This is a genomic window from Stutzerimonas chloritidismutans AW-1 (genome assembly GCF_000495915.1).
GTDB classification, from domain to species: Bacteria; Pseudomonadota; Gammaproteobacteria; order Pseudomonadales; family Pseudomonadaceae; genus Stutzerimonas; species Stutzerimonas chloritidismutans.
Window position 1 is genome coordinate 1 of record NZ_AOFQ01000045.1, and the last position, 15,895, is coordinate 15,895.

Sequence of the window (15,895 nt, forward strand, 5' to 3'; positions counted from 1 at the left end):
GACCCGGGGGAGCCACTGGCACCGGGGCAGATCTACAACTCCAACCGCTACTGCCTGCTCAGCGTGCTGCGCAGCCTCGGAATGGAGGTGCACGACTACGAAATCCTCGTCGACGAACTGGCCGCCAGCCGTGACGCCCTGGCGCTGGCCGCCTCCGAATGGGACATGCTGATCACCTCCGGTGGCGTCTCGGTCGGCGAGGAGGATCATCTCAAGCAGGCCATTCGCGAACTGGGCGAGCTGCACATGTGGCGTCTGGCGATCCAGCCGGGTAAGCCGCTGGCCTTTGGCGAGGTCAATGGCAAGCCGTGGATCGGCCTGCCCGGCAATCCGGCTGCGGCGCTGATCACCTCGCTGGTGGTGGCGCGGCCGTTCCTGCTCAGTGCCCAGGGTTGCACCGAGGTGCTGCCCAAGCCGCTGCGCCTGACCGCCGGCTTCGCCTGGCGCAAGCCGAACAACCGTCGCCAGTACCTGCGCGCGCGGCTGGAACAGGTCGATGGCGAGATGCGCGTGTGCCTGCATCCGCGTCAGGGCTCGGCGATGCTGACCTCGGCGAGCTGGGCCGAAGGCCTGGCCATAGTGGAGCGCAACCGCACGCTGGAAGAGGGTGAGACGGTGGAGTATCTGCCGTTCAGCGAACTGCTCGGCTGACCCATGAAAACGCCCGGTCGATGATGAGTCGACCGGGCGTTTTCGTGTCTGCGCCTCAGGCCTGGTGGCGCTGCGGCAGCATGCGCAACAGGGTGCCGTCGCGGCGCACGTATTGGTGGAACAAGGCCGCCGCCGCGTGCAGGCCGATCAGCCAGTAGCCGGCCACCGCCAGCGTTTCATGCAGCTCCTTGAACTCGCCGGCCAGCTCCTTGTTGGCGCCGATCAGCGCTGGCAGCTCAAGGCCGAAGAAGGGAATCGGCTTGTCCGCCGCGCTCAGGGTCAGCCAGCCGAGCAGCGGCAGGCCAATCATCAGTCCGTACAGCGCCAGGTGCATCAGCTTGGCCAGCGCGCGTTCCCAGCCGGCCCCGGCGACCGCTTTGGGTGCGGGATGCAGCCAGCGCGCAACCAAGCGCAGCCAGACCAGTGCAAACACCGTCAGGCCGAGCATGAAATGCCAGTGTTTGAGCAGTTCGCGCGGTTCACTGCCCTTGGCGAAATTGCCCTTGAGTTCGATGGTCGCGTAGACCGCTGCGATCAACAGCAGCATCAGCCAGTGCAGGGCAATGCTCAGGCGACCGTAGCGTGCCAGAGGGTTCGATGCAGTCATTTCACACACTCCGAGTAGGGGAATGTCGGCAGTCTAGGGCGCCAGCCTTAAGCGAACCTTAGCGAATGCCCGTTGCGCCTGCGGCGGGCGGTCGCGGCAGCTCGCCGCTGGTCGGTCTGGGCTAGCAGGCCGTTGAAAAACTCGGCTTCAACTGCCCCAACCCGTCCGGTTTGGCGCTTTTTCAAGCGCTTTGGCCTAACGGAGTCCACACAAGGCCTGACTTCAGGCCTTTTTGACAGGTTTCAGCACCACGTTCACGCCTTTCGGCGTTTTTTGGGCGTAACTCGCCCTATACATGCGATCCTCGCCACCAACCCGACAGGCTACCCAGTCGGATCAGGTTGTAGACCGAGAAACCCAGCAATAACTGAGCACTCAGCTTGGCGCGACCGATCAGCTTGGTCTTGCGCAGGCCGCCAACCGTCTTCAGCCAGCCAAAACCTTCTTCGATCCGCTTGCGGATCTTCTGGCTGGCGGCATACCCCGGATGCCGCGTGGTGCGCCCATCGATGGCGCTGCCCTTGCGCTTCTGCGCCACATGCGGTGTCACTTTCAGCTCGCGCGCCCTCTGCACGAAACGCTTCTGGTCGTAATTCTTGTCTGCACCTACCGTGCTGCCCGGCTTGGCCGTGCGCTCCAGCATCTCCAGCGCCGCCTCTACCTCGGCACGTCCATTGAACTCGGTGCATTCCACATCCACGATCAGACCGTTGCGGTGCTCCATCATCGTGTGGGCCATGTGCGCCAGACGACTGGCATCGCCATTGCTCTTGCGCGCCAGCCGGGCCTCGGGATCGCTGGTCGATTGGTGGGTCGCGTTGCTGCGCTTCTCGCCCTTGAAGTCGGCATCGGGGTTGCGCGTGCCATCCTCCGGTGGGTCGCCGCCATCCTTCTTGATAAAGGACTTGTGCGAGGCCCAGGCGTCGATCAGCGTGCCATCGACGCTGAAATGCTCGTTGCTGGCGTACTCGGACCATGCGGCCAGCGACTTGATGCGCTGGAAGAACAGCCGCGCTACATCCTGGTTGAACAAGCGGTCACGGTTCTGGCTGAAGGTCGAGTGATCCCACATGCGCTCGTCCATCGACAAGCCGACGAACCAGCGAAACAGCAGGTTGAAATCAATCTGCTCGACCAACTGCCGCTCGGAGCGAATGGTGTAAATCACCTGCAGCAACGAGGCGCGCAGCAGCCGCTCCGGCGCAATCGAGGCCCGTCCCAGGGTGGAGTACAGCCCGTCGAAGTCCCGATCCATCGAAGCCAGAACGGTATCGACCAGGCCTCGCAGGGGACGCAGCGGGTGATCGTTCGGGATGCGCTGCTCCAGCGTCGTATAACTGAACAGCTCGTTTTGTTTGAGGTCGAGTCCACGCATCGGCTTGGGCTGGCTTCGGCAGAAGAGGATGGCCGCCATTTTGCCAGAGCCACGCGGGCTCTGGCTTTTTTCAACGGCCTGCTAGTGGTGTGGCTGGCGGGGCAGGTGCACGGCGACCTGCAGCCCGCCGAGCGGTGAGTCCGCCAGTTCGATGGTCGCGCCGTGCAGTTCGGCGATGCGCGCGACGATGGCTAGGCCGAGCCCCGCGCCCTGGCCGTCGCCCTGGCGGTAGAAGCGCTCGAACAGTTTGTCGCGCTGCGCTGCCGGCACGCCCGGACCGCTGTCATCCACGCACAGGCTGACGCCGTTTTCCATGGTCTGGAGGCTGACCTGAATCTGCCCGCCATCGGGCGTGTACTGCAGGGCATTGCCGACCAGATTCTGCAGCAGCGTGGCGAGCGCGGCGGCATCGCCGGGAAGCCTGTGATCGGCCACGTCGTCAGCTTCCAGCGTCAGTTCCTGATCGCGCGCCAGGGCCAGCGGCGTCAGCTCGGCGAGGCATTCGCGGCACAGCGGCAGCAGGTCCAGCTGCTGTGGATGCCGCGGCTGCGCATTGGGTTCCAGGCGAGCGAGCGTGAGCAGCTGGGTGACCACGCGGGTGGTGCGATCGACGCCGGTCAGCAGTTGCTGCAGCGCGGCTTCACGGTCCTCCGGCTGCTCGGCCTGTTGCGCGTTCTGCGCATGGATGCGCAGTACGGCCAGGGGCGTGCGCAGCTCATGGGCGGCGTCGGCGATGAAGCGTTTTTCCCGCTCGACCAGCTGATTGACCTGCTGCAGCAGGCGATTCAGCGAGGCGGCCACCGGCTCCAACTCCTGCGGCAGCGGCGCCAACAGCAGCGGCGCGAGGTTGTCCGGATCGCGACTCTTCAACAGCTGTGCCATGTGCGCCAGTGGGCGCAGACCCCAGCCCACCGCCAGCCAGATCAGCAGTGCCAGCAGCGGCAGGCCGATGAGGTCGGGCAGCAGGCTGCGCCGGGCGATCTTACCGACCAGCTCGCCGCGTACGTCGCCGCGCTCGCTGAGCAGAATCCACAGATCGTCCTCGCGGTCGTGCAGCAGGAACAGCCGCCAGGTATGGCCGTCGAGCTGCACGTCGTGATAGCCGCCGCTCAGATGGCTGAAGGGTGAGGCGGAGTCGGCGCCGGCCAGCCGCTGCAAGGCGCCGTGCGGCGCGCCGGCTGACTGCAACAGGCTGCTGCCATCCGTTGCGTAGACCTGAAAGCCCAGCTTGGTTTCGTAGTCGTGCCCCGGCACGCCCTGATCGCGCCGCGCATTCACCGCGGCGTCCAGCGCCTGCTGCAGCGCATTGCGGGCCTTCGGATTCATGTCGCGCATCACCAGCCCCTGTACCAGTCGAGCACTGTGCGCCAGCTGGGCGTCGAACAGCTCCTCGATCTCGTGGCGGGCGTCGCGATAACTGCGCCAGGAAATCAGGCTCAGCGACAGCAGCAGGATGCCGAGCACCAGCACCAGGGTGCGGTTGCGGATAGAGCGCCTCAGCATTTGTCCACCAGATAGCCGACCCCACGCACGGTGCGGATCAGCTCGGGAAAGAACTTCTTGCGCAGGTGATGGATATGCACCTCCAGCGCGTTGCTCTCGACTTCCTCGTCCCAGCCGTAGAGCACCTGCTGCAGCCGATCGCGGGTCAGCACGCGACCGGGCTGGGCGATCAGCTCATGCAGCAGGACGAACTCCTTGCGCGGCAGGTTGATCGGGGTGCCCTGGTAGCTGACCTGCTGATTGACCGGGTCGAGCAGGATGCCGCGGTACTCCAGTACCGGCTCAGGGCGATTGAAGCTGCGCCGCAGCAGAGCGCGCAGGCGGGCCTTGAGTTCGGCGACGTCGAACGGCTTGACCAGGTAGTCGTCGGCGCCGGCATCCAGCCCGGCGATGCGGTCGCTGGTGGCATCGCGCGCGGTGAGTACCAGCACCGGGATCGGGTTGGCGCTGGCGCGCAGGCGCTTGAGCACTTCCAGACCGTCCATACGCGGCAGACCGAGGTCGAGGATGGCCAGCTCGAAGCTCTCGTGGCTCAGCGCATGCAGCGCGCTCGCGCCGTCCTGCAGCCAGTCCACCGTGTAGCCCTCGGGCTTGAGTGCGGTGCGGATGCCCTCGCCGAGGGCGCGATCGTCTTCCACCAGCAGAATGCGCATGTCGTTCCTGTCGTCCTGAAGGGTTCGCGGCATTGCTGTGCATTCAACGCCGCCGCAGCCGGTTATTCCAGCTTTTCCTTGACCTGCGCGAGCAGCGCGCGGGCTTCGTCGCGGCGACCGGCATCGGCGACTTCACGACCCGCACGGTCGGGCGCGGCAAGGGCCTTTTCCAGCGCCGCGCGCGCTTCCCCGTAGCGTTTCTGACGCAGCAGGAAATCACCGTGGAAGTAGTTCGGGTCGATGCCGTTCGGGTTCAGCGCCAGCGCCTGCTTGAACAGCGCCTCAGCCTTGTCCTCGTCACCGAAGCCGATCGGCCAGCCGGGCACCTGGTAGTAGAGGCTGGCGAGGCTGGTGTAGGCCGAGCCATCCAGCGCCTGTGGCTCAAGTTCGATGGCTTTCTCCAGTTCAGCTTTAGCTTGCTTGACCAGACCCAGCGCGCCGAGCCCGCCCTTGGCGCCGGCCCAGGTGCTGAGCACGATGCCGTGCCAGATGTGCAACTCGGCGGCCTGCGGTTCGCCGACCATCGCGCTTTCGGCTTCCGAAGCGAGCCGGGCGAAGGCCGCTTCGCGCTGTGTGGCGGGCAGCTGGTAGTTGATCTCAGCCCAGCGCGTCTGGATCTGGCGCAGCGACGATTCGCCGGCCGGACTGAGGGCGAAGGAGGATTGGCTGGCCAGGGCCAGCATCAGGGCACACACGCCGAGCAGACGCTTCATGGGTGTTCTCCGGTAGAGGCAGGTTGCGATGCGGGAGGCAGCGGTTGTTCGGCGCGGGCGAAGCGCTTGATCACTGGCAGCTGTTTACGCAGCGCCTGGTCGACCAGTCGCGGCAGCAGCCCGTTGAGACGCACGAAGAGTTTTTCCGGCCAGCCGAGGTAGAGCTCCTCTCGCTCGGCGGCGATGGCATGGACGATCTGCCGTGCGACTTCTTGCGGATCGTCCATCTCCACCCTCAGCTCATTGTTCATCGCCACCACATCGTCGCTGTTCATGGTCGTACGGGTGGCGCGCGGGGCGATATAGAGCACCTTGACGTGACTGTCGGCCAGCTCGCGGCGCAGCGCCTCGGAAAAACCGCGCAGGGCGAACTTGCTCGCGCAGTAGGCGGCAAAACCCGGGTAGCCGATGGAGCCGAAGGTTGAACCGAGATTGACCAGCAGCGCCTGCGGTTGCTGGCGCAGCAGCGGCAGCAGCAGGTGGGTCAGCTGCAGCGTGGCGGTGACGTTGACGCCGATCAGGCGGGCGATGGCGTCCTCGTCCTGCTGTTCGAGCAGGCTGAACTGGTTGATCCCGGCGGCATTGATCACGCAGTTGAGGCCGCCGAAATGCCGCGCTGCATCGAGCACGGTATGCCGGCCACTGCGCTGGGTGAGGTCGGCGCAGACCAGGCTGACCTGCCCCGGATAGCGACGCGTCAGCGCTTCTAGGGCAAGACTGTCGCGTCCCACCAGTAACAGCCGTGCGCCGTTCGCGCAGAGCCGCTCGACCAGCACCTGGCCGATGCCGCCGCTGGCGCCGGTGAGCAGGATGCGCGCGTCACGCAGTTGCATGGCTGTGCTCCGGCGTGGTCAAGCTGCGGAAGATGTCGCCGTAGAGGCGGTAGACCACGCGCGCGGTGTGCACCACGGCGGCCTTGTCGGCATCGTTTTCGAGGCGGTTCATCAGCTTCTTGAAGAACTCGATGTGCTCCAGGTCCAGGCTGCCATGCGAGGTCAGGTAGCTGAACGCCTTGGCCGGCAGCTGAAGTTTGTCCTGCAGCACGCCGGCGGCCTGGGTCGCCAGCGCGATGCTGGTGCCTTCCAGCACGTTGACCATGCCGAAGAAACTCGCCGGGTTGTGCCGCGCGATGCGGTCGTAGACGTAGGCGACCATCAGCTCAGTGGGCAGTGCCGGCTGGCCATGGCGCACCGCCTCGGCATCGCCGCCACAGGCGCGGATGTCGTTGAGGATCCATTCCTGATGGCCGATTTCTTCCTCGATGTATTCGGCGATCGCCTCGCGCAGCCACTCGAGCCGCTCGGGCAGGCGCGCACCGCAGGCCATCAGCAGCGGCACGGTGTGCTTGACGTGGTGGTAGGCCTGGGTGAGGAAGGCGATGTACTGCGCGCGGGTCGCGGTGCCGGCGAGCGCGGCGTGGATGATCGGCGCGCCAAGCAGGTATTCGCGCTCGGCATTGGTCTGGTGTTGCAGCTGGTCGAAGAAATCCATGATGAACCTCGAAAGTCAGGACAGAAGGGCGTTGATCGCCGATTGGTAATGGTTGAACAGGGCGTTGCGGCGCAGCCGGCCGTTGGCGGTGGCCAGGCCGTTACCGGCGGTGAAGGGCTCGGCGGCGCGCAGCCAGTGGTGCACGCGGGCGTAGTCCGGCAAGCCGACGTTGACCCGTTCGACTGCCGCCTGCAGCTCGGCATCGCCGAGTTCGGCGCGTCGCGGCACCAGCACCGCGACGTTCTGCGCCAGCGCCTCGCCATGCAGCCAGGCCTGGGCGATCGGCGCCTGCTGGATCAGCTCGGCCTCCACCCATTCGGGATTGACGTTGCGCCCGTAGGCGGTGACGAACTGGTGCTTCTTGCGCCCATGCAGGACCAGGAAGCCGTCGTCGAAATGGCCGAGGTCGCCGGTCGCCAGCCAGTCGCCCGTCAGCGGCGGCTCGCCGAGATAACCGAGCATATGCGGGCCGCGCACCAGTACCTCGCCATCGTCGGCCAAGCGCAGCTCGGCGTGTGGCAACGGTCGGCCGACCGTGCCGATGCGCCGTGCCACGGGAGTGTTCAGGCAGACCACCGAGGCGCATTCGGACAAGCCGTAGCCCTCGAACACCGGCAGGCCGAGACGCTCGGCACGCTCGAGCAGTTGCGGCGCGACGCGGCCACCGCCGACCGCGATGAAGCGCAGCGCCGGTGGCAGCGGCAGGCCCTGCTCGGCAGCGCTGATCAGCGCCAGCAAGAGCTGCGGCAGCAGGATCAGGCTGTGCGGGCGGCTCTCGTTGAGCGTGCCGAGAAAACGCGGCAGATCGAATCCCGCCGCACCGCTGAAGCCGACCTCGGCCAGCGGCCGCAGCTCGACGCGGGCGCCGGCCAGCAACGGTGCGTAGAGCCCGGCGATGTTTTCCAGCAGGGTCGCCAGCGGCAGCACGCACAGGTGATGCTCCACCGCGCAGGGCAGGCTGGCCTGCCACAGGCTCTCGGCCACCGCGAGCTGTGCGCGTGCATCCAGGCACACGCCCTTGGGCTGGCCGGTGGTGCCGGAGGTATAGGTGATTTTCAGGGTGCCGGGCGGCACCGCGGTGACGGCGCCCGGCTGACGCAGGTACAGGCCGGGCTCCTGGGCGGTGAAGCTGCTGCGCTCGATCGGTGCCGGGGTCGCCCCGATCAGGCAATCGATGCCCGCGTGCTCCAGCACGTGCGCCTGCTGCGCCGGCGAGAAAAAGCCCGGCAGCGGTACGCAGACCAGCCCGGCGCGCAGCAGCGCGAGGTCCCACAGCGCCCATTCCAGGCCATTGTCCAGGGCCAGCGCGACGCGCGCGACGCCGAGCGCTTCGAGCCGGCTGGCACGGGCGGCGACCTCGTGGCGCAGTTCGGCATAGCTCAGCTGGCGCGTGCCCTCGCTCAGGGCAATACCGCTGTGCTGTTCAAGGGCCGTCCAGAAGCGTTCAGCTGCAGGCTGCATGGGGCACCTCGCTGGTATCGAACAGCGGCTGATAGCCAAGCCTGGCGTACACGCCGAGCTGCAGCAGATGCTGGTGGCCGGGCAGGATCTCGCCGGCCATCACCTGCGGGCGGCTGGCGTAGTAGCTGCCCCAGTCCGGCAGCTCGTCGCCCATTCGTGCCGGATCGGCCAGGCCCAGGGGCAGCGGCGTCAGCGCCAGACGCTGGAAGCTGTTGAGCAGCGCCGGAGTACCGGTGAACACCACCCAGCGGAAGCCCTGGGCGACCAGCAGGTCGGTCAGCGCGACGATCAACAGGCGTGCCGAGGCATTGCCGAAGGCGGCCAGGTTGCCGACCTCGACGATCTCCTCGCGGGGGATCGCCCGGCCGCTGCGCAGGCTGACGGCCTCTTCGATCGGTGCGTCCAGATAACGCTCGAGAAACAGCGGGCGGCGCCGCGCGCTGCGCAGGCCGACCGCGCCCTGCACGGTGCCGTCTTCGTCGTGCAGGCCAAGCAGGCAGGGCATGAAGTGCTTCACGTGCGCCCCGTAGTGCTCGGCGAAGCGCTGGTGGATGAAGGCTTCCAGCGCCATGCGGCGCTCGCCTTGATCGGGTTGGGCCAGTTGCAGGGTCATCGGCCGCTCGCGGCCGATGCGTGCCAGTACGTCAGTGTGATCAACCCAGGGGAGTTCCATTCGGGGAACCTCGGTTCAGGAATCTGGGCTGGAGTCTGCGGCGGCAAACTTAAGGCAGTCTTAAGCGGCGAGCGCTGTTCTGGCGGCGCTCGGCCGTTACGTTTTTTTCACAAGGTGCTGGTTATGGTCGGCCTTGCCCGAGCAGCCAGTAGCCGGCCAGCGCGGCGCCGAGCAGCCAGATCAGCACGACTGCCACGGCACCGGCGCGACTGGTCGGACGGGCCGCACGCCGTGCCTCCCAGGCCAGCGCCTGCTCACGGCTTTCGGCCAGCACCTGCGGCGGCGTCAGGCGCAGTACCAGCCAGATGCCCAGCGGCAGGAGCAGCAGGTCGTCGAGGTAGCCGAGCAGCGGAATGAAGTCGGGGATCAGGTCGATCGGGCTCAGGGCGTAGGCGACGATGGCCAGGGTCAGCAGGCGCAGCCACCAGGGCAGCGCCGGGTGGCGGGCGCAGAACCAGAGCGCCATGACGTCGCGCTTGAGGGCACGGGCCCAGCCTTGCAGGCGGGCCATGAAACGGGACAGCACGGGCACTGGACGCTCCTTACCGAACAGAACTGGCGGCGCCAGGACGAGGAAGTACCACGATGATGCAGATCTCCCTTTACCCCGGGCAACGCCTGAAGCTGCGGTTCGGCCGGCGTCGGCTGTTCGGCCTGCTGGCGCTGCTGGTCGGCCTGGGCGTCGGTGTGGCGTTGCACTGGGACGAGCGGCTGTACTTCTACCTGACCCGGCAGATGAACGTCACCGACCAGGGCGTCGCCAATCGCTGGCTGCCCGCCTACCGGGTGCAGATCGACGCCAAGCCGATCGAGGGCATCGCACGCAACCTGTCGGCCATCACCTATGACACCGACCTTGACCGCCTGTTGGGCGTGGTCAACGGCGGGCCGACCGAAATCGTCGCGCTGAGCAAGACCGGCGAGCTGCTCGAGCGCTATCCGCTGCAGGGTTTTGGCGACATCGAAGGCCTCACCTACATGGGCGGCGGGCGCGTGGCGGTGTCCGACGAACGGGCCCAGCAGGTGAGCATCTTCCAGTTGCCGTCCGTGCCGCGCACCATCGACAGCGCCGAGGCCAGGTTCTTTTCCCTGGGCATCAACCTCAACGGCAACAAGGGTTTCGAAGGGGTGACCTACGATGCCGCGGGCGACCGCATGTTCATCGTCAAAGAGCGCGACCCGCGCCAGCTCTACGAGGTCGATGGCGTGGCGGCAAGCCTCGACGGGAGGCTGCAGCTGAAGGTGCGCGACCGCAGCGACTGGATCACGGGCCAGGTGTTCGCCACCGACCTCTCGGACATCCACTTCGATGCCGCCACCGGCCACCTGATTCTGCTCAGCGACGAGTCGCATCTGGTGATGGAGCTCAGCGGCGACGGGCGGATGCTCAGCTACCGCAGCCTCAACGGCCTGTTCAGCGATCTGAAACGCTCGGCACCGCAGCCCGAAGGCGTGACGATCGACAATGACGGCACGCTATACGTAGTCAGCGAACCGAACCTGTTCTACAGCTTTCGCCGCGAGGGCTGAAGCCAGCGGCCTCGCCGCTGGTCGAGTGGCAGGGCGGCGCCCGCGGCTTCACGTTTCATTCACGCCGGTTTGACGGAACCCTGACGGCGCCCCGCGCAGACTGCCTCGGATGCCGCGCGCTGCCTGCGTGCGGTCGCCTCCTGCAGGGTGATTCGATGCTCATGCGCCGCTTGCCTGATTGCTCCTCGACCCGGTCTCGCGCGGGGCGGCCTGCCGCTGCGCCGCGGGCGCTGTTGTTCGCCGCACTGGTGCTGGTGGGCTGTCAGAGTGACCCCGGCCAGCCCGCCGGCGACGGCTATCCGCCGGCCTACCTCGAGGGCTATGGCGCCGGTTGCAGCAGCGGCCGCCAGGCCGCCGGCGCCATGGCCGCATTTCGCAAGGACGTGTCGCGCTACCTGAGCCAGCCGCTCTATGCGCAGGGCTGGGATGACGGCTATCGCCAGTGCGAGGCGCTGCCGCTGGGCAGCGGTGGCCTGCCGTCGCGGCGTGGCGATGCCTGGCAGCGCCAGCGTGACCGCGAGTGGCGTCATCAGGTCGACCAGGACCGGGCCGAGGCCTTCCATCGCTGAGCCAGCGGCTGAGGTCCAGACGAAAAAAAGGCGCAGGGGCAACCGCACCCTGCGCCTTTGTCGTTTCCGGCGGCTGACTAGAGCGCGGGCTCGACGGCGACGGCACCTTGCAGAACCGGCGCCGGCCGATAGAGCACCAGGCGGTAGCAGGCCAGGCAGATCGTCCAGTCGAACAGCAGCGTCCACAGGTTGTGCGAGAGGAAGTGCGCGCCCTGCATGACCCGGCCCAGCGACATCACCGTGCCCAGGCCCAGTGCCAGCCCCAGCGCGTAGCGCGCCAGGCGCGGGCGGCGGTCGCGCAACACGAAGAACAGCGCCAGCAGTGAGAAGCCCGCCGAGGCGTGCCCGCCGGGCCAGCAGCGACCGGGCTTGAGCGTAGGTGCGCGTTCGGCCAGCAGCGGCGTGAAGGTCTCCTGGCCGCCAAAGTCGGTCAGGCTCCAGGGGCAATGCACGCCGGTCAGGGCCTTGAGCGGGGTGACGATGCTGGTCGACACGCCGAGTGCCAGCACCAGGTAACCCAGTGAACGGCGCCAGCGCGCCAGGCGCGTCGGCAGCAGGCTGACCAGAAAGCCGGCGATGGCCAGCACGCCGATGACGATCACCGCCTGCTTGACGCGGTCGTGCAGGAAGTCCTCGAGCAGCCAGCTGTGTCGGCCGACGAAACCGACGCCCGGCTCGTAGAACAGCCGGGAGAAGGCGAAGTCGAGTTCGCTGGGGTCGCCGATCAGCAGTGCCAGCATCAGCGCGGCGGGCACGCCGAAACCAAGGACGAAATTGTACGGGCGGCTGCTTTCGCAGCGGTCGGGTAGGCGGGGCATCGGAACTCCAGAGGCGCCCTGGTCGGGCGCCGGGTCGGTCTAGGGTTGGCTGAACTGATCGGCGTGCGGTGCTGGCGCCCGCCAGCTCAGCAGGCCCTGGCGGTAGTTGTGACTCGCGCCCTGGTAGTAGGCGATGTCGCGCTGCACCAGCGGGTCGCTCAGCGGCGCCTCGGATTCGCGGCTCGAGCGCAGCGCCTCGTCATGCCGGCGTACCTGCAGGCGCGGGCTGAGGATCGCCAGGTCCTGGCCGTCGAACAGGCCCAGGTGCTGGTAGTTGCCGATCAGTGCGCGTCCCGGCGCGGCATCCTCGCGCAACAGGTTGCGGCCGAAGAAGGTCGACACGTAGTCCATGTTCAGCAGGCCGAGCAGGGTCGGGGCCAGGTCGATCTGGCTGGCCAGCCCGGTGAACTCGCGCGGCTCGACCAGACCCGGCGCGTAGACGAACAGCGGAATGTGGTAGTTGGCCACCGGCAGGTCCTGCGAGCCGGCGCTGCCGGCGGTATGGTCGGCGACGAAGACGAACAGCGTGTCCTTGAACCAGGGCTTGCGCCGCGCCTTGTCGAGGAACTGGCCGATGGCGTAGTCGGTGTACTTCACCGCACCTTCGCGGCCATCGCCCGAGGGAATGTCGATGCGGCCGTCCGGGTAGGTGTAGGGGCGGTGGTTGGAGGTGGTCATCAGCTGCAGCAGGAACGGCTTGCCGGCGGCGTGGTCGGCATCGGCCTCGCGCATGGCCAGGGCATAGAGGTCCTCGTCGGCCATGCCCCAGGCATTCTTGAAGTGGATGTCCGCTTCGTCGGCGCTGCTCTGGTCGACCACGCGGTAGCCGTTGCCGCCGAAAAAGGCGCTCATGTTGTCGAAATAGCCGCGCCCACCGTAGAGGAACACGCTGTCGTAACCCTGGGCGCCGAGTTGCTGGCCGAGGCTGGCAAAGCCGCTCTCGCGACCGATGCGCTTGACGATCGAGCGCCCCGGGGTCGGCGGCACGGACAGGGTGATCGCCTCCAGGCCACGGTCGGTGCGCGTGCCGGTGGCATAGAAGTTGGTGAACGTCAGGCTGTGCTTGCGCAGCTCGTCGAGGTTGGGGGTCAGCCCGCGCGCGTCGCCGAAGCTGCCCAGGTACTTGGCGCTGAGGCTCTCGATGGTCACCAGCACGACGTTCAGATGACGTGGCTGGCCGGGGTTGTCGATCGCCCGGCGGATGTCCAGCGGGTCTTTGCCGAGGAAGCGCGCATTCGGCTCGGCGACTTCCCGGCGCAGGCGGCTGCCGATCTCGGCGTCGGGCAGAGTGGCGTAGAACTGCGGATAGTCCAGCTCGTTGTTGCGAAAGGCGGCGAAGAACTGGAACGGGCCGTTGCTCGCCAGCTCGCGCTGGTAGGCGTTGCCGCCGCTGCCGCGCGGAAAGTCCTGGCCAACCACCAGGGCCGCGGCCAGTGCCAGGCCCGCTACGCCGGCCAGCGTCGCCAGGCTCCCGCGCCAGGGCAGGCTCGGCGCGGCAAGGGCGCGGCTGACCGGCCGCTGCAGGGCCAGGCCGAGAGCCAGGGCCAGGGCGGCGAGCAGGCCGAGCAGGGTGAAGAGCGGGTAGGACTCCATGATGTTGTGAATGACCTCGTCGGAGTAGACCAGGTAATCCACTGCGATGAAGTTGAAGCGCACGCCGAACTCGTCCCAGAACAGCCACTCGGCCACCGCGGTAAACAGCATCGCGTAGAGGCTCAGCACCAGCAGCAGGCGCAGGCCGAAGCGGTGCCAGCGGCTGGCCCAGATCTTTCGCGGGCAGAGCGCGAGATACAGCGCCAGCGGCACGGCGGCAAAGGCCAGGTAGGCCAGGTCGTAGATCGCGCCTTCGGCATAGATGCGCAGGATGTCGAGCGGGCCGGCGGTCGCCTCCTGCCAGTGCGCGACGAGCAACGCCGAGCGGGTCAGCACGAAGGTGCCGAGCCAGAGGCCCAGAAGCAGGGCGAGATAACGAAGCTGAGCATGTCGGGGAAAAGGCATCGTATGATCCACGGCTAAGGACGAACGCGCCGAAGTCTGCGCACCCGCCTGTGAGCCCTTCGTAAAGAAGGCGTGAAAATTCCGTCATTTGCCTGCTAGCGAACCGATATGCGCATTCTCGTCATCGAAGACAACCGCGACATCCTGGCCAACGTGCTCGATTACCTCGAGCTCAAGGGCTACGTGGTCGACTGCGCGCAGGATGGCCTCAGCGGTCTGCACCTGGCCGCCACCCAGGACTACGACCTGATCGTGCTGGACCTGATGCTGCCGGGCATCGACGGACTGCAGGTGTGCAAGCGCCTGCGTGACGATGCCGGGCGTGATACGCCGATCATCATGCTCACCGCCCGCGATGCGCTGCCTGACCGCATCAAGGGGCTGCAGGCCGGTGCCGACGACTATCTGATCAAGCCCTTCGCGCTGTCCGAGCTGGTTGCCCGTATCGAGGCGATCCTGCGGCGCTGCCAGGGACCGCGCCGGCGTCAGCTGCAGGTGGCCGATCTCTGCTACGACCTGGACACCCTGGAAGCCAGTCGTGGTGGCCAGCCGATTCGCCTCAACCCTATCGGCCACAAGCTGCTGGCGATCCTCATGCAGCGCAGCCCGGCGGTGGTGCGCCGCGAAGCGCTGGAAGATGCCGTCTGGGGTGATCACGTGCCGGACAGCGATGCGTTGCGCAGCCATATCCACCAGTTGCGCCAGGTGCTCGACAAGCCGTTTGCCAAGCCGTTGCTGCATACCGTGCACGGCCTTGGCTTCCGCCTGGCGGAGGACTGCGATGCTCGCTAAGCAGCCGCTGGCGCGGCGGATCGTCATCGCCTTCACGCTGATGACGCTGGTGGTGAGCGGTGCGTTCGCCCTCGGCATCGTCGGCGTGGTGCACTTCATCGAGGAGCAGCTGGTCACCGAGGAGCTGAGTCGCGACCTGGACATCGTGCTCAACGAGGACCTGCCAAAGGGACGGACACCGCAGCTGGATACCAGCACCCACTTCTTCGCCTCGCATCTGCCCGAGCACCCGATGCCAAAGGTGTTTGCCGGGCTCGGCGAGGGGTTCACCGAGCTGGTTCGCGGTGACGATGCCTACTACGTCTATGTGCGCAATGTCGGCGCTGACCGCTACGTGCTGGTGCAGGAGCAGCACGAGTTCGAGGCCCGTGAGGATGCGCTGTTCAACGTCGTGCTGGCCGGCTTTCTGCTCAGCGTGCTCGGCGCCTGGGCGCTGGGGCGGCTGATGGCCAACCGGGTGTTGGCACCGGTCAGCCGCCTGGCCAACCAGGTACGCCACCGCGACCAACTGCATCCGCTGGCACCGCCGCTGGCCCTGCAGTATCCCGATGACGAGGTCGGCCATCTGGCCGCGGCGTTCGACAGCACCCTCGGCCAGCTGCGCCAGACCCTGGAGCGCGAGCGGCTGTTCACCGCCGATGTCAGCCACGAACTACGCACCCCGTTGATGGTGGTGCTCGGCGCCTGCGAGCTGCTCGAGCAGCAGGCCGAGCTGTCGCCAGCCGCGCAGCGACCGCTGGCGCGCATCCAGCGCGCCGCGCGGGAAATGCACGAGCTGGTGGAAACCTTCCTGATGCTGGCGCGGGCGCGTCCGCAACAGACGTCCTTGGCCGGCGACGCCAGCTTGCGGAGCGTGGCGACCGAGCAGAGCGAGCGCTGGGCACCGTTGCTGGCGGAGAAGGGCCTGGCCTTCGAGCTGCTGGAGGAGGGCGAGGACCGCGGCGTCTACAACCACACCCTGCTCGGCACGGTGATGTCCAACCTGCTGCGCAACGCACTGCATTACACCGACCGCGGCACGGTGCGGCTGGGCCTCGACGAAGGGGGGTTTCGCGTCGAGG

The 15,895-nt window shown here is 67.1% G+C and carries 17 protein-coding genes; 5 read left to right on the top strand and 12 right to left on the bottom strand.

All coding sequences use genetic code 11. From position 1 onward, the window contains the following. Positions 1–651 (top strand): molybdopterin molybdotransferase MoeA (locus F753_RS38720; protein WP_023445706.1); only part of this gene is annotated, 651 nt, incomplete at its 5' end. Positions 652–706: 55 nt separating this feature from the next. On the opposite strand, the gene F753_RS38725 is transcribed toward F753_RS38720, so the two are convergent. The 10 genes from F753_RS38725 to F753_RS38770 all read right to left on the bottom strand — a co-directional run bounded on the left by F753_RS38725 (position 707) and on the right by F753_RS38770 (position 9,638). Further along, positions 707–1,258: a cytochrome b gene (locus F753_RS38725; RefSeq protein WP_023445707.1), complete on the bottom strand. Its 552-nt coding sequence runs from the start codon at positions 1,256–1,258 to the stop codon at positions 707–709. Between the two features lie 289 nt (positions 1,259–1,547). Continuing rightward, complete coding sequence (locus tag F753_RS38730; RefSeq protein WP_011913346.1) at positions 1,548–2,633, bottom strand: IS5-like element ISPst12 family transposase; 1,086 nt, start codon at positions 2,631–2,633, stop codon at positions 1,548–1,550. Positions 2,634–2,714: 81 nt separating this feature from the next. Continuing rightward, on the bottom strand, positions 2,715–4,136 hold the full coding sequence (locus tag F753_RS38735) for an ATP-binding protein (protein ID WP_023445708.1): 1,422 nt from the start codon (positions 4,134–4,136) through the stop codon (positions 2,715–2,717). Continuing rightward, the gene (locus F753_RS38740) at positions 4,130–4,789 is read right to left on the bottom strand and encodes a response regulator (RefSeq protein ID WP_014821503.1); all 660 of its coding nucleotides are present in this window, start codon (positions 4,787–4,789) and stop codon (positions 4,130–4,132) included. The genes F753_RS38735 and F753_RS38740 overlap by 7 nt, the downstream gene beginning before the upstream one ends. Positions 4,790–4,851: 62 nt before the next feature. After that, positions 4,852–5,502 (bottom strand): tetratricopeptide repeat protein, encoded by a 651-nt coding sequence (locus F753_RS38745; RefSeq protein ID WP_023445709.1) that lies wholly within the window; start codon positions 5,500–5,502, stop codon positions 4,852–4,854. After that, the gene (locus tag F753_RS38750; RefSeq protein ID WP_023445710.1) at positions 5,499–6,335 is read right to left on the bottom strand and encodes an SDR family oxidoreductase; all 837 of its coding nucleotides are present in this window, start codon (positions 6,333–6,335) and stop codon (positions 5,499–5,501) included. Before F753_RS38750 ends, F753_RS38745 begins: the two co-directional genes overlap by 4 nt. Next, a complete protein-coding gene (locus F753_RS38755; RefSeq protein WP_023445711.1) occupies positions 6,322–6,993 on the bottom strand; it encodes an iron-containing redox enzyme family protein in 672 nt (223 codons plus the stop codon). The genes F753_RS38750 and F753_RS38755 overlap by 14 nt, the downstream gene beginning before the upstream one ends. A gap of 15 nt (positions 6,994–7,008) precedes the next feature. Further along, positions 7,009–8,454, bottom strand: coding sequence for an AMP-binding protein (locus tag F753_RS38760; RefSeq protein ID WP_023445712.1), 1,446 nt, complete (start codon positions 8,452–8,454; stop codon positions 7,009–7,011). Next, positions 8,438–9,127: a thermostable hemolysin gene (locus tag F753_RS38765; protein ID WP_023445713.1), complete on the bottom strand. Its 690-nt coding sequence runs from the start codon at positions 9,125–9,127 to the stop codon at positions 8,438–8,440. Before F753_RS38765 ends, F753_RS38760 begins: the two co-directional genes overlap by 17 nt. Positions 9,128–9,248: 121 nt before the next feature. Then, positions 9,249–9,638: a YkvA family protein gene (locus F753_RS38770; RefSeq protein WP_061337042.1), complete on the bottom strand. Its 390-nt coding sequence runs from the start codon at positions 9,636–9,638 to the stop codon at positions 9,249–9,251. A 77-nt stretch (positions 9,639–9,715) separates the two neighbouring features. On the opposite strand from F753_RS38770, the gene F753_RS38775 reads away from it, so the two are divergent. Together F753_RS38775 and F753_RS38780 are read left to right on the top strand one after the other, a co-directional pair. After that, on the top strand, positions 9,716–10,657 hold the full coding sequence (locus F753_RS38775; RefSeq protein ID WP_031297852.1) for an SdiA-regulated domain-containing protein: 942 nt from the start codon (positions 9,716–9,718) through the stop codon (positions 10,655–10,657). Between the two features lie 155 nt (positions 10,658–10,812). Next, positions 10,813–11,226 carry a hypothetical protein gene (locus F753_RS38780; RefSeq protein ID WP_224742695.1) on the top strand — a complete coding sequence of 138 codons (414 nt, stop codon included), beginning with the start codon at positions 10,813–10,815 and terminating at the stop codon, positions 11,224–11,226. Between the two features lie 77 nt (positions 11,227–11,303). Here the strand turns inward: F753_RS38780 and F753_RS38785 are convergent, their stop codons facing one another. Both F753_RS38785 and F753_RS38790 read right to left on the bottom strand, forming a co-directional pair. Continuing rightward, entirely contained in the window at positions 11,304–11,966 is a 663-nt protein-coding gene (locus F753_RS38785) for a phosphatase PAP2 family protein (RefSeq protein ID WP_376752123.1), read from the bottom strand. A gap of 117 nt (positions 11,967–12,083) precedes the next feature. Continuing rightward, positions 12,084–14,042 carry an LTA synthase family protein gene (locus F753_RS38790; RefSeq protein WP_023445718.1) on the bottom strand — a complete coding sequence of 653 codons (1,959 nt, stop codon included), beginning with the start codon at positions 14,040–14,042 and terminating at the stop codon, positions 12,084–12,086. Between the two features lie 108 nt (positions 14,043–14,150). Between F753_RS38790 and F753_RS38795 the strand changes: the two genes are divergently transcribed. Beyond that, entirely contained in the window at positions 14,151–14,834 is a 684-nt protein-coding gene (locus F753_RS38795; RefSeq protein ID WP_023445719.1) for a response regulator transcription factor, read from the top strand. Then, on the top strand, positions 14,824–15,895 hold a 1,072-nt coding region (locus tag F753_RS38800), incomplete at its 3' end, for a sensor histidine kinase (RefSeq protein ID WP_023445720.1). The genes F753_RS38795 and F753_RS38800, both read left to right, overlap by 11 nt.